The 15,284-nt window shown below is 36.9% G+C and carries 9 protein-coding genes; 4 read left to right on the forward strand and 5 right to left on the reverse strand.

Annotated features, from left to right (window positions below):
• Window positions 1–5: 5 nt before the first annotated feature.
• The 3 genes from MH144_RS18680 (at window position 6) to MH144_RS18690 (ending at window position 6,450) form a co-directional block, all read left to right on the forward strand.
• Complete coding sequence (locus MH144_RS18680) at window positions 6–2,231, forward strand: hypothetical protein (RefSeq protein WP_239302788.1); 2,226 nt, start codon at window positions 6–8, stop codon at window positions 2,229–2,231.
• A 283-nt stretch (window positions 2,232–2,514) separates the two neighbouring features.
• Window positions 2,515–3,534 (forward strand): peptidylprolyl isomerase, encoded by a 1,020-nt coding sequence (locus MH144_RS18685; protein WP_239302789.1) that lies wholly within the window; start codon window positions 2,515–2,517, stop codon window positions 3,532–3,534.
• A gap of 519 nt (window positions 3,535–4,053) precedes the next feature.
• Window positions 4,054–6,450 (forward strand): glycoside hydrolase family 95 protein, encoded by a 2,397-nt coding sequence (locus MH144_RS18690; RefSeq protein ID WP_239302790.1) that lies wholly within the window; start codon window positions 4,054–4,056, stop codon window positions 6,448–6,450.
• A gap of 512 nt (window positions 6,451–6,962) precedes the next feature.
• On the opposite strand, the gene MH144_RS18695 is transcribed toward MH144_RS18690, so the two are convergent.
• On the reverse strand, window positions 6,963–7,958 hold the full coding sequence (locus MH144_RS18695; RefSeq protein WP_239302791.1) for a DGQHR domain-containing protein: 996 nt from the start codon (window positions 7,956–7,958) through the stop codon (window positions 6,963–6,965).
• 141 nt (window positions 7,959–8,099) lie between these two features.
• Here MH144_RS18695 and MH144_RS18700 point away from each other — a divergent pair, with 141 nt between their 5' ends.
• Window positions 8,100–8,480 (forward strand): helix-turn-helix domain-containing protein, encoded by a 381-nt coding sequence (locus MH144_RS18700; RefSeq protein WP_239302792.1) that lies wholly within the window; start codon window positions 8,100–8,102, stop codon window positions 8,478–8,480.
• Window positions 8,481–8,705: 225 nt separating this feature from the next.
• Here the strand turns inward: MH144_RS18700 and MH144_RS18705 are convergent, their stop codons facing one another.
• Genes MH144_RS18705 through MH144_RS18720 form a run of 4 tightly spaced genes read right to left on the reverse strand, consistent with a single transcriptional unit; the run spans window position 8,706 to window position 15,284 of the window.
• Window positions 8,706–9,389: a hypothetical protein gene (locus MH144_RS18705; protein ID WP_239302793.1), complete on the reverse strand. Its 684-nt coding sequence runs from the start codon at window positions 9,387–9,389 to the stop codon at window positions 8,706–8,708.
• A complete protein-coding gene (locus tag MH144_RS18710; protein WP_239302794.1) occupies window positions 9,382–11,058 on the reverse strand; it encodes a site-specific integrase in 1,677 nt (558 codons plus the stop codon). Before MH144_RS18710 ends, MH144_RS18705 begins: the two co-directional genes overlap by 8 nt.
• Window positions 11,009–13,876, reverse strand: a complete 2,868-nt coding sequence (locus tag MH144_RS18715; protein WP_239302795.1) for a helix-turn-helix domain-containing protein — start codon at window positions 13,874–13,876, stop codon at window positions 11,009–11,011. The genes MH144_RS18710 and MH144_RS18715 overlap by 50 nt, the downstream gene beginning before the upstream one ends.
• Window positions 13,877–13,880: 4 nt before the next feature.
• Complete coding sequence (locus MH144_RS18720) at window positions 13,881–15,284, reverse strand: hypothetical protein (RefSeq protein WP_239302796.1); 1,404 nt, start codon at window positions 15,282–15,284, stop codon at window positions 13,881–13,883.

Below are 15,284 nucleotides of genomic sequence, written 5' to 3' on the forward strand. Positions count from 1 at the left end.
TCTTGATGAGAAAAAAAATGACCAAATTTGTAATCGCTTTCTTTGTTGTGGCCCTCGCTTTCTTTGATTCTATTTATGACCAAAGTGTGTATGCAGAGGATGCAACTACGGATTTTACATGGTCTCTTGGTACGTACAATGCATTGCCATACTCAGTATCTGGCGATGGTCAAGGAACGATAATGAAGATAGGTAGCGAGTATTGGTTTTTCCTTACAAGATCTTCAGACCCTTATGCCAAACTAAGACGGTTTAAGGGAACTAGTGTAGATAATATGACGGAACAAACCGCCGGATCAATGGACACCACTAGCTTTACTAAACCTAATGGTGATGATAGGTATTGGTGGATTGGAGGCATGTGGCGTGATCCAGCAACCGGTCTACTATATGCACCAATGCATGTAGAATACGATTATTCAGGGGTCGAACACACGTATAGCCGAAGTGAGTGGACTTGGGCATTTCGAAGAGTTGTACTAGGTGTTAGCGCAGACAATGGTCTTACTTGGACTAATTCCGGTGACATTGTAACCAGTGATAACCCTAGTCAGCGCGGCGATCGATCTAAATATGCTGGCTCTTATCAAATGACAGGTCTTGGGGACCAAAGCATCGTAGTGGATAATACAGGCGGCTATATTTACCTTTACTCTAGTTACGCATGGTATCCAAAAATCAACAATAGTAAGTCCTTTTGGGGACCATCTACGTGGGCAGTACAGGTTTCAAGGTCAGCTATAAGCGATAAAATGGCTCCAGGAACCTGGAAAAAGTTTTACAACGGGACATGGACAGAGCCAGGACTTGGCGGGAAGGGTAGTGATGTGTTCGCCAACGCAAACGTAACCTCAGTTTCATACAACACATATTTGAACAAGTTCATGGCAATAGGTAATTGGCAAGATACACAGTCCGGAGTTGCGTCTACATTTATTACTACTGCTTCTTCACTGGAAAGCCAAGACTGGGCACCGCAACAAGAGTTCATTGATCATGATAATTCAAGATGGTATAACTGGTTCTGGAATCCTACTGAGGAAACGATGAATACTACAGGTCAAACGTTTAGGTTTTATTCAGGAAAAGGTGGTACTAATTATGGATACTACAATGTAACACTAGGGGAAGGAAGTACCACATCTGTAACACTGCCTCAAACTTATCCTTACGAACCAGTAGACGAGGACCAGCCCATGTATGGGAATCGCGGGACAAAGATTATAGATGACACGGCTTCAAATATCACATATAACGGAACCTGGGCCCAAAATTCGAGTGGTGCTTTATATGGCGGAAAAGGTCGCAATACGAATGCAACTAACGCATCTGTAGAATTTACTGCTAAAGGGCCAGATATATATCTATGGGGTGCGCGGAACGGAAATGCGGGTATAGTGGACATCTATGTTGACGGAGAATATATAGCAACATCTGATATGTACGCTCCTGTATGGCTGACCAATAGTTTTATATATGCAATCAAGAATCTGAGTGATGATAATCATACAATTAAGATAGTTAACACAGGCCAGAAGAACAGTAAGTCAAGTGGTACCTATCTTTACTTCGATGGGTATGAGTATTCAGCCGAATCATACAAGGCTTCTGCGGGTTTTAGCTCCGTGCAAGGAAAAAAGAATTGGTACTATCAGCGAATGTCAAATGGCAGATACGCTAACTTAAGTTTTGATTCCAGCGCATACTGGCCACCGTCAGGCTATAGCTTTGATTTTGCTGCCAGTGACCCACTAGCTTCTACACAGGCTAGCTTAAAAAGTGAGCGTAATAATTTTTGGGTGGGTAATGAAGCATGGTTAAGAGTTGGTCCAAATTATCAGCATCCTGGTGCGAACTCAGATTCAGTGAGAAAATTTGTGGCTCCTGAATCAGGGACTCTACGTTTTGAAGGTACACCAAAACTTGAGGCAACAGGTGGCGATGGAGTTATCGTTAGTATTCAGAAGAACGGAACCACAATTTGGGGACCTAATACGATTACAACCACAACGGGCAGTAGTTATGATTTTTCAATTGATGTAAATGCAACGGATTCTATTACATTTATCGTCAATAAGAACCAAAACAATACCAGTGATAAAACACTCTGGGATCCTGTATTGACATATGAGACCAGCCAGGTATCTTTTAATACTAACATGAATCAAGATGAGTGGGAAGCAGAAGAAGTCGAAGGGCTGGAACCGCTGGAACCGCTGATAGAGCATTAATCGATCAGTATACCGTAGGGAATGCTTCTCATCAAAAGATAAGAAATTTTGGAGGTAAAGCGGATCATTCACAATCTGGTGATCAATTAATACAAAAGCCAATTAATGCGAATGATCTTTCGATGCTGTCGGAAGTCACTGATGTACGGTGCCTCTGTCATCGGTTGGTCTTATACAGGTGTTGATACAACTAAGGAGTTTTGTTTCTATTTCTAATTAAGAGATGTTGAAGCATCTATTTGCTTCAACATCTCTAATTGCGCTCTCAATGGAGGGGATTTGATTGTTTAAATTTTCATATAAGCACAGAAGAGCCATTTTAGTCCTACTCATGGTAGTTGTGGCAGTTACATCGATCATAATTATAAGAAATGTACAAGAAAGCGGAAGCCAAAAACTGAAGGATTCGGTAATTGGAACTCTTGGTAACCGGGAGATACATGGTTGGGAATTTGATTATTTTAAGTCAGTAGTGTCGGATGAGTGGGAAAGTGCTAATCCAGGGAAACAGCCTGACAAAGCTCATTTACGCAAAGAAATTTTATCACGTTTGACAAGTTATGTTATTGAGTCACAGAAGGCAGAGGAAGAAGGTGTTCAACTTAGTGAACAAGAGAAATTATCAATCTGGGGGATGATTTCAGACAATGATAATAAACTTAGTAAGCAAGACCGCTATATACATTGGCCAAAAAATGTATTTGGCTCGGTTACGCAGGAACAGCTGTTTGAGATTGAAAGCAACAAAGAAAGGATAAGTAAATTGTTTAACAAAATTAATTTCGATGGAAAAAATGTTACAGCTGAACTTAAAAAAATCTACGAAATGAATAAGGAGAGCTACAGAATTGATCGACGCTTTAAGGTGAAAAAAATTGTTATTAAGCAACAGAGGGATAATGAAGAAAAACCTCCTGCACTAGTTGAAAAAGCATATAAGGAAGCTTTAATAAACAAAGAATTTGAAAATGTAGTTGTACAATATTCTACAGAGCAACCTGTTAGGGATTCTAAGGGTGATGACTTTATTATGGAGGGTGCATCAGATGATACAGTTTACGCTGCTATTCATGGACTTAAGAAAAATGAGATTACAAGACCTATAAAGGTTCAAGAGTATTGGGTCATTTACAAACTTATTGATATTATCCCTCCTTCATATCGGGCATTTAATGATGCTGATACCCAAAAGAGCCTTACAACATTATTGAAAATTCAACGAATTGAGGATTTGAAGCAAGAATGGAAAAAGGAACCTGATATTGAATATGATGACGATCTCATTACAAATTTAGTTTCTTAATCAATCTAGTTGAAGAGAAGTGAGGAATTCATTACAAATTGGAGATTGGGGATTTTAAAGACTTTCTCACAGAACAAGATGTTAATCGCAGACGAAAGGCAGATAAACGACGGACCGCTGTGGACTGCCCCTCAATGTCGTTTAGCAGTTTCGTTTTTCAGTCCTAAATTTACATCTCTGAGTGAAGATGCTCGTTATTAAATATAGAGAAATGAACGTATTGAAAGAAGATGATTCATGTAAATATTTATCAGTTAGGCAGAGCACATACCTAGACTTTAGTAGGATTAATAGTTGATATTTCTTGTATTCACTTATTTTGATGATTAGTCACAGTGAGATCCAAGAGTTCACTCAAAAGGGACTACGATGAAATTATAATGAACATAGTATTTTATTTTTCCTATCGCTACAACTGATATGTAAAATTCATTAAAAAGGAGAACTTCTATTACTTCTTGGGAGCGCTTAGATCATATGTAATCTACTATGACTGGATTTAAGAAAGAGAGGATTTACATGAATTTATTTTATAAAAGGCCAGCTCAAATATGGACTGAAGCACTTCCCGTTGGGAATGGGCGTTTAGGGGCAATGACTTTTGGAGGAATTGAAAACGAAAAGCTTATGCTAAATGAAGAAACGTTATGGTCAGGTATGCCTACAGATTGGCATAATCCTAAAGCTTTAAATGCTTTGTACGATGTTCGTAACTACATTGCACAAGGGAAATATACGGAAGCTGATCGAAGCACACTTGATATGATGGGGCCATATACGCAGTCATACTTGCCTTTAGGGGAACTTATATTGAAGTTTGAACACGGCAATATAGCTGAAGATTATACGCGTACTTTGTCCCTGGATAAAGCAATTGTTCTAACTGAATATCAGATCAGTAATACAAGATATACAAGGGAAGTGTTCGCTTCCCATGAGGATGGAGTAATCGTTGTTCACCTGAATTCGAGTACCCCGGGGGATTTAACTCTTCATGCAAGTATGAGCAGTCCCTTAAGGAGTTGGGTAGACGTTAGAGATAATCAGCTCTCCCTTCAAGGACAAGCTCCTGAACATGTGTCACCAAGTTATTATGCTGAAGACAAGCCCATCCGTTATGGAGAGTTTGATACTACAAATAGTATACGTTTTGTGGGTAGACTATCTGCACATCATGCAGGTGGGACAATGACACTTGCTCCAGATGGTTTGAGGGTTGTTGGTGCAAATTCTATAACCCTTGTATTCGCTGCAGCTACTACATTTCGGGATTCCAAAACTGTGCCGGGTAAGAACATTCAGGAAGCAGAAGTTAAAGCTGCAACCTCAGTTTCAGCTGCATTATCATATAGTTATTTAAAATTGCGTGAACGACATATTGACGATCATAACCGCCTGTTTGGACGAGTTAAACTACATCTAGGGACCGAAGAACACAATAAGTCTCCAGATAAGACAACAGATAAGAGAATTATGGAAAAGGGGGCACAAGATTCACAACTTATAGAGCTTTTATTCCATTATGGAAGGTATTTATTGATCGCAAGTTCCCGCCCAGGAACATTACCTGCAAACCTCCAAGGTATTTGGAATGCAGATACCAGACCACCATGGAGCAGTAACTGGACCTTAAATATCAATGCAGAAATGAATTACTGGCCTGCAGAGACTTGTAACCTAGCAGAGTGTCACGAACCTTTACTACGTTTTATTGAAGTTTTAGCATCTAACGGATCTGAAACTGCTAAACGACATTACGGAGCCACTGGTTGGGTAGCCCATCACAATACGGATATCTGGGGGCAAACAGCACCTGTCGGTGATTATGGTCGTAATGGTGATCCTGTCTGGGCTTTGTGGCCTATGGGAGGCGTTTGGCTTTGTCAACATCTGTGGGAACACTATACTTTTGGGGGGGACGAACAGTTTCTTCGCTCAATTGCTTATCCGACGATGAAAGAAGCAGCTCTGTTCTGTTTGGATTGGCTGATTGAAGATGAAGCAGGTCAACTGATAACCTCACCTTCTACATCTCCCGAACACAGGTTCCACACCCTTGACGGGCTTGCGGGTGTAAGTGCAGCGTCAACGATGGACTTGTCACTCATTTGGGATCTATTCACAAACGTAGCGGACGCAGCCAAACGTATTGGGAAAGATGAAGAGTTCCGGAAAACGGTAATAGAACATAGAGATAGACTTTTTCCTCTACAGAAAGGCCGGAACGGGCAACTTCAGGAATGGTTTTTAGATTTTGAAGACGAAGATATTCATCATCGACATGTCTCGCATCTGTTCGGTGTATTTCCCGGACGGCAACTTACAGAGCAGAAATCGCCTGAGTTAATCGAAGCAGCCAAAAGATCATTAGAATTACGAGGTGATGATGGTACCGGCTGGAGTCTTGGTTGGAAGATTGCATTGTGGGCCAGGTTGAGGGATGGTAACCGCGCTTTTGCGCTTATCGATCGTATGTTAGAACTTGTGGAGGATAAGATACCAGTTGATTCTCATCACGGGGGTGTTTACGCTAATTTACTCAGTGCACACCCACCTTTTCAAATTGATGGGAACTTTGCAGCAACAGCAGGAATCACAGAGATGCTTTTGCAGTCGCATCAAGGCTTTATAGATTTTTTACCAGCACTCCCAGAAGCATGGCCTTCCGGATCCGTTAGTGGACTTAGAACGCGTGGTGGGTTTGAAGTTTCGTTCTCGTGGAAAGACGGTAAAGTAAAAGAGGCTGAAATCCATTCAGTAAGAGATATTGAATTTGCAGTCCGGATACCGATGGGAACAATATTCACCAGTGAAGAGGAGAGACTTCCCACGTCTTTGGTCAGAGATAATATAGTTGCTTTTACAGCTGAAAAGGGGAAAAAGTATCGTATTATTTCGAAACCAGAAAAATGCTAATTGCAGCTAGTATTCCTCCGAATCAACTGTTTTGGGGAATTAATCAGTAGGTGAAAACTTTTTTAGAGCGCGTTTGATAATTGCAGGAGTAAATGGCAGTAGGTAGACAATCTACTCTCGAGGGATAAAAACATTATTCCCATTGAAGTCGCTAACTTAGCGGCATGTTTTTTTATAGTTACAAGTTCGTGTCCCGGACAAGGACAAGAACTTGTAACGATTACCGGAATTGACAAGAACATAGTCCGATTGATGATTAGGTGTACATCTAATCAATATTTTTCCAGTTACTCATTAAACTAACAGGCAGGGTAGTTTAATGTCTCTGCAATTTCACAGTATAAGCGTAAAGATGCTCGAAGATCGTCATCGCTTTTCGTGAAAGTTTTAAAACAATGAGTTGACTACCATACTGTTTTTTTAGTAGGTAAATAGCAGCTAAAGAATGCGGCTTTAATCAATTTATGATCTTTGGGCTAATTATAATTTATCTAAGCAAGCTCCCGCACATGTTAAGAAGAAGGTAGCATCAGGTCAATTAAATCAATAGCTAAAGATTTTGATCCACTCACGCCTTTTATATATTTTAAAGGTCCTTCTGAAGACCAATTTAATGAGGTAAGTCTGTTCACATACTTATGCATCAAATCATAATTTAATCTTCCACGATCATTAACACATTTGGTTAGAACCTTTGCTCCAGCAATTGAAAGAGCATCCAAACAAACAATATGAGTTATGCGATATTCCCCATAATTCATCCATTCCTTCGTAAAAGCATCTTTGATATACCTATAATAATTTAAAGCTATTTGATATTTTTCTTCGTTCGTCAAACCTAGAAATTTTTGTTCTTTAAACAATAATTTAAGTGTCTTATACAGATTTTGAAGAGTAATATATCTTCCACGAGTACGTTTACCAATGATGCTCCCAATATTGTGAAAAGGACTTTCGGTGCGTGTTACTAGCTCAGTCGCTATCCAGCTATAATCATCGTCATTGCGTCGCAAATACTTGCTTAGAGAGGTCCCAATGCCTTTGGCTTTAGTATTTATGGTATCAAAGAAATGTATTTCCTCATCCTCATCAAGATAATGGAAAGCTAGAAAAGGAACATTGATTTCTGTGTTTGTTTCTTTAATATAGCGTTCAATACCGCCAAGACGGTGTTGTCCGTCCATTAGCGATGCCTTTCCTTTACATACTAGTCTCCCATAATTTGTTCGCATGTTATCGTAAGACGAAAATTCCCAATGGCCCGCAGCATTCAATAAAACAGGTGCAAACAAAGCATCTTCACCTTTAGATAAATATAAGGCAAAATCTTTGCTTCTTTTTGTATCAACTGGTCGCTGATAACCTTTTCCTGTTGGATCATCATAACGCTTAACATACGTAACATTTATAGCAGTGGAGGCAGTTAAGTAACTTTGGTAGGCAACTTTACCACGCATTTTGTATTGAAGGACATTTTCAATAACAATAGTCGTAGGTAAGCTATTCATAATTATTCACCTTTCCTGTATCTCAAAGTTGTCTTAGCCTAATATAGACCCAAAATTATATATTATCAAATAGAAATATATAACATGAGTATCTTTAATGCCTGGAGCAACTTACCTAATCTGTTAGTAGAGGTGGTTGCGTTGGGAATCAGAATTACTGAATTTGTAGGAGAACAAGTAAGGACTATCCGAAAAAGCAAAAATTATACCCAAGAACAGTTGGGTGAGAAGGTTGGTTTACCTCAGCCTTATATTGGAGGCATAGAACGAGGTGAGAGAAACATTTCGTTGGATACTTTTGAACGTATTTTAGAAGCTCTTGAAGTATCTCCTAGCGAATTTTTCAGAAGTTACAATGATAATTATTTCTCTGAAAGCGAGAAAGGGAAAGAGACAGTTTTGATTAAATTGAGTGAGTTATTATCCAAAAGGTCCATTCATGATATTGAAATGGTTCAACTCTTGGCTAGTAATGTTTTAGCTACAATTGATAATCATATTAAAACTGAAAAAAAGAAATAAAAAAACTACCCGCTACAATAAAACGGGTAGTTTTTCTTTTGCCTTTATTAAAGTGATTCTAGACTTTATTAAATTTTTTAGAGGCTTCTCCATTATCACAACTTTAGCAAACTGATCATCCACCTGATCTATATTTCCCCCTGTAGCCTATTCAGTTTGAAATAAGAAAAAAAGTAAGATGTTGTTCTGGTACAAGACGAAGTTTTTTTAAAACTATCTGGAGATCTACCGTTCTTTTTTAAATATATTCCGGTACTTGTCTTCCATTTTTGACAGACTGGAATTTGTTTCTGATAAATCCGATCCTTCTGTTTCAAAAAATGTTTCTAAATCTTCCAAACTGACATGTTTTCTGTTGTTTTTATCAAACTGTATTAAATTGTGTTTGACCTGGTATTGAGAATGTAGGTGAGAAAAGACACTCGAAACCATTTGCTGATTATATAACTGTTCGTAATGTCTTACTTGTGATTGCAACAACCGTATCTCATCGTTTTTCATTTTCAACTCAGCACTGTAGTCTTTTCTTTGATTCAGCTCTTTTTTTAAAGTGTTAACCTTACTATATAGCTCGTGGAATGCCGTTTCAATGAAATAAAGCTCGTTAATTATTTTGTTCTTATCATTTTTATAATAGTCAAAAATTTGTTCAATATTTGGGAAGTAGACATCATCATTTTCGGATATTCCTACTGACACTGAAACAGGATTATTTAACGTTTCTAATGTATCAGGAATACGTCTACTCCACGTATTTCTTCCGATACCGGTTTCTTTCTCTAATAATAAATAAGTTAGTTTTTTACCTTTAAATTTCTTTTTTATGTCCAACGCAATTTCCTTGAGTTGTTTGTCAGTATAATTGGAAGGTCTGCCTTTCCCGGCTCTTTTTTCTTGTTCTTTAGTCATATCTTTCTTCCTCCATCAAGATCGACTCCACGACTGCTTTATGATTCATGTATTTAACAAGTTTCATCGAATTTGTCTTTAAAATTTCATCCGAATAAGGATGCTTTGATAAGAGTGATGAACTGCTCTGTTCCTTCATTACTAGGTGTAGTTCATTCATTCGTTGATTAAGCATACCGGAGTAATCCTGCAGCCATTCAATCCCTTGTTCATATTTCTCAATATCCGGTTTAAAAACGTAGTTATTGCATATCCTACAATCTTCAACACACGAAGATGGGAAAATTTCTTTCATTTCCTTACAATAACCGTAGTCTACTTTTAACATATCCCATGTGTCTTGGTTATTGTAAATCTTTCCTCTATCGTATGCATCCCGTCTCCATCCAATAAATCCTTCAGGCATAGTATCTGAAATCTTACGTTCTAGCATTTTTTGAGCCAATATATAGACATATGATTGAGAGAAATGTTCGGCGTGTGAATAATAATTATCCTGTGTGGCAATAACATCGTGCCCAGCCATTCTGGCGATAGAAAGCATGTTAAAGCCCTGCAGGAACATATTGATAATTGCAAAATGTCGGGTATCTCCAGGCTTAATTTTTTCAAGGTTTGTCTCCGAATATAAACCTTCAACAACCTCGATATAAAATTCCTGCAGCAAAAACTCAAAATTGTACAGTGTCATTCGATTGAATGCTTGACGTTTTGGTTTTTTTCGAAACATCTGATAGAAATCTCTTGGAAAAAGGTATTCATCTTTAATTCCAAATTCATTTAGCTTCATTTTGTAGATAGAGATTAATTGGTAGGTTTTGGCGTCTATTTGGATTGAATCATACTTAATAACTCTTTCTGGTGAATCACTTTCATTTTTGATCCTGGGGACTTTAAGCCACATGGATTCATCGTTTCTATGTTCAAGGCAGTCTATATTCATTAAGAGTAACTCAGTCGGTCTTTGAGGCAAGATATTCGTGATAAGCCACCAAAACATAATAGGCATAAATTTTAGGGTGTTTTCTATTGGTTTGGTTTGAAAAAAATCATTTACAATATCATTGAAAATAAGTACATCGTGGAAGTGTGGCAAGTTTCTATTTCCGGATGTTGCAAAAGGAATGCTACTACAGATCCGTAATACTTCCTCTCCTTGTTCGAAGGGGAAGAAACTGATGAAGTTCTTTAGTACGTTTGAAAGGGTGTAAGCACGTGGTTCTGACATTGATAACAACTTGTCTTTCAAGTTATTTGTTTGTTCTAAACCCTTGGATAATCGTATAGTTTTTTTTAAAAATTGCAATTCGTCATAACACTTATGCGAGCTTACTCCAGAAGATTTGCGCAAGGTTATAAAGGCTTTAACCGCTTCATTTAGGTCCCCATATATATCAAGATCAAATACCAGTTGAAAATCATTCGCCTTTATCTTGCAAGGCAAAGTCCAAATATGGTCATAAAAAGAATCTGCCACAATATACCCATTTTCTTTTAGAGTAGAAAAATTGTTCAGATATAATGTGCTATCTGTTTTATCGTACTGTAAATGTTCGATCACACTTACTGTTGATTTTCCAACCAAGTCTTGAGAAAGTTTAAATTCCAAAATGTCCACCTTATTCAATATATATTTTGTCTGCCAGTTGGCTGAGTTTTTCTCGAACATATTGGATACTTAAAAATGCCTCAATATATTCCTCACCAAAAAAGTTGATTCCTTCGTCAAGAAGGAGTAGTAAATTTAAAAGAAAGTAAGACTCTTTTTTGCGAATGGCATCATGTTCAGTACTTTCAATCGAATTAATTAACCGATCAAATTCACCACTAAGTTCAATTAATAAGTAATTCTTTGGAATGATGTTTGCGCATGAATAACATGAATTCAATCGCGGGTATTCACATTTTGGAAATGTAATGCACTGAGCGTTTTCTGTTTTTGACGGCATCTCTCCTTTAAAAATCTTTACTATTAATTTAATACAACTTTCTTTTTTCAACTTTGCCAATCTCGACATAACTGAGCTTCGTTTTTCCCTTATCTGCAAGAGAAATTGAGCCCATAATTCGGTTTTAACAGGACTAGCTAATTGATTTCGCATTGCTGAAATGGCCAGTGTTTTATCTTCCAATGTTCGGTACATATCATCTTTTTCGTTGGCCAACAATATTAAGTAGTTATATAACCACCCAAAGTGTCCTCGTCTGAATAAGTTGGACGAGACCTGATCCAAGCTCCCGTCTTTGTTTGTAGATTGAACATAAATAGCCGTGGTTTCAGCTTTGTTGTGAGACCGTACCCTTTGAGTTAGTTCTAACGCTATATCAGAATCATTTCCATCTTCTTTACTAATACTAAAAAAAAGGTAAGTTAAGGTGCTATTGTTAAACTTCAAGCTTTTAAAAGGTTCAAGTGTCGAATCCCACTTGAAAAAATGATGATGCCGGTCTTTCCCAGAGGTGGCAATCGTCTTGATTTGGGTCCCTATAATGAAGGATTCAAGAAGCAATGAGTCTCCATTTTTCTTTCTGTGCAATTCAGAGACAATCATTGCTGTTGATAGTGGCTCCACCAGATCTGGATCGACTAGGAATGTAACGAATGAAGTTGTTTTGCTTGTCTTGGTCGAGCGAAATTTTAAATACAATTGATTAACGACTTTTTGGCATTGTGTTTTCGTTAATGTATTATTATTGAACCAGTCCAAGGAGTCGACTTGAATGGAGGAGAGATCAAGAGTAGGAGTCTTAAAAACAATATCCGACGCTCTCCATGCGTTCGTAAGATGCATAATTGTAAAGAACCACATGTTTGCATAATACTCATCAATAATGGCATTAGGTAAGTGTAACACTATATCTTTTACATACCTGTAAAAGGAATGAAATATCACAGGTGAATATATTTCTTTTTCTTTTTTTTTAAAGTTGTTTTTATTAGATACTACATATTGTTTGGGAACAGGGAGGTTCCGACTGGAAAAGTAATAGTAATAAAACTGAACAAAAATTCGTTTAGTATGTGCATTAATCAGTTGTTCAAATATGATTTGGTCTAGTTCATTAACGCCCAATTCATGTAAATTTTTGTCCTGACTCCTTAATTTTTCGAACAAAGATTTGTAAATATTGAAAAAAGAACGGATGTGTCTTGGGTTTCCTCTTAACTTACTAAATTTAATTTTACAAAACTCTGAAAATAGGTCAGCCGTTTTTCCTAAATGAGATGGCAAAGGAAAAACAGTCATATAATCTAATAGCTCTTCTAAGGCGTATTTATTCGTGTAGATATCTAACTTATTATCGTAGTTGTGGTGGCGAGTGTTCTCAATAAATTGATTAGCCTCATCAATTGGTACAAAATACATTCCTTTAATCTTTAGGGCATTTGGAAACAACTGTTTCTTTCTAACTTTCAATCGAAGTGAACCTTGTGGCACTCCGGTTTTTTCGGCTATCATCCCTAGACTTAATGTATTTACAGGAATACGCTCTGCTTTCTTTTTCTCAATTAGAGAAACAGGAATACGATCTACTTTCTTTTTCTCTATTAGAGAAATTCGAGGTTGTTTATAATCAGCAATTGATTCTAGAGGAATCATCCATCTGGTCTGGTTTTTGTTTAACGGAACTTTAATAGCTTCTTTAATTTCTCCTGTGTTTATAAGATAGTACACCCTCATGAGATCGATTTGTAATATCTCGGAAGCTGCTTTGATAGTTACATAGTTTTCGTAACCTGGAATTAAAAGATGTACTTTATTTGAAGGGGAGACTTTAGGCTTCTTATCATTTACTAGCTCTTTAATAAGATCTAAATCCTTATGATGTATATATGGAGTGTCCATATGCAAGATATACGGTATTTTTGATTTCCAATATTGAAAATCAAAGTCTATATTCAATATTTTTTTAGCCTGAAATATTCTTAAGTATTTATCTGGACTAAAACCAGTGAAATATCCAATGCTTTGTTTAATCTCCCCTATAGAATCCACTTTAAATAAGTATTTGTCTTTGTAGTAATGGAAGTCTACAAGTAAGCCACTTTTAATAAGCCTATATATTTTCTCAGGATTAATATGCAGAATTTCACTCAGTTGTTTGACATCTATACAATCATTTTCATTTACGTAACCACTCAGTTTCTTTATTACATCAATGGAGCTAAGGGGGATAAAGGCTCCCTTGCCATTCTGAAAAACCCGATCTTTTACCCATCCTTTTTTTATCCAATTCAGATATGTTTCATGACTGATATTAAAGAGCTCAAGAAATTCTTGCAGACACATATGCTCGTCAGTATTTATATATCCGAGATTCTTTTTTATTAAGGGGATAGTTTCCTGTGGTATTAAGAATTTATTATCCATTTTAATGATTGATTGAATTTTCCCCTCAGATATCCATTTTAAAATGGTGCCGTAGGTGACATTAAAAACTCTTGCAAGTTCAAATGTAGTAAGATATTCAGATGTATTATTCAATTCATTAATGCTCCTTTTGACTGTTACGTTCTTCAATCAATTTTGGAATGTATAAGCCATGCATATTATTAAATTTATCTTCTAGTTTCTTTCGGATGCGTTCAGTCCTCGACATATAGGAAAGAGAAGAAAGAAGGCTTTTGTCACCGCGAGGAAATGCGATATCGTAAGGATTTTCAGCTACCTCTGCTAATATATTTGTAAAAGTTCCTCTACCAATGTGGGTGGACCAATTCATCATGCTCAAATGGTGGGCAATCAGTTTATCCTCGCTGTTTCCGTATGACTTTAGGTATTCTATAAAGCTTCTTTTTAATTTATCAAAGTATTGACGATAACTACGTCCGGACATCGCTTTTCCATCTCTGTTTACAAAAAGCGCGTTGCTTTTATCTGTCGGTGCGAACAATTCAATATGATCAAGGAATAGAGCCTCACCCCAATCCCTAATTTGAAAAACCCTTTGGTTTCTACTACGTTTTACATTACTGCTGCCAGAACTATCCTTAAGGTCAGTACGGAAGTTTTGATCCTTGATTTCAAATAGAAAATCTCCATTTACTATTTTTCTTCGTAGCTGAGTACGCTTTAAATTGACAACTTCTCCAGCCCGAAGCCCACCAAACATTTGTAGATAGACTCCAAGCGCAATCGGCCTTGCGACAAGGATAGCTATTTCTATTAATAGAGGTATATATTGAATGGGGAATGAATGCTCCACATTTGATGGACGATGATCCGGGTAGATTACTTGAAAAGGGGATTCGTAATAGTATTTTCCGTACAGTGTTTCTTTTTTGTTAAACTTATTTATGTTTAGGTTACTTACGCCCTTGTTAATCAACCAAAGATAGAAGCGTGTAAGAGTCCTTTCATTGTCTTTTACTGAACCTCTAGATTGTCCTTCAGAAGTAAGTAAATTAAGATAATAATTTCCCTCCACAAAAGTCAAATCAGACAGCGAGTGAATATTCATATTACGTTTATTTAATAGTAAGTAATTAAGGAATTTAACAGTATTCAGGGCGTGCTTCCGCTGAGTGTTGAACTTCCTTGTCTGCCAGTAGTTTAAGATAAACTCTGTAAATGGATGGATTATGTGAGTGCCAGTTGTAAGATTTTTTAATGCTATCACTGCGAATTGCTTTTTTATAATTTTCCCGTCACTTAATGTTCCCCAATCAATCCAAACAGAAATCATAATAAATTTAAATTTCCGCAATTTAATTATTGTAGATAATTTTGATTTGCCCATTTGTCCTCCAATAGGAATGTACTTTTGTACAATATTATCAAATTGTAATATGATGGATATAATATGTTTACCATAATAACATTTTGATATTTTCGTACAGTTAATTTTTTCACGAAAACCCTTAGAATCTTTAATTTCAACTCTATTTTTCAA

The organism is Paenibacillus sp. ACRRY, assembly GCF_022346995.1.
Classification (GTDB): Bacteria; Bacillota; Bacilli; order Paenibacillales; family Paenibacillaceae; genus Paenibacillus.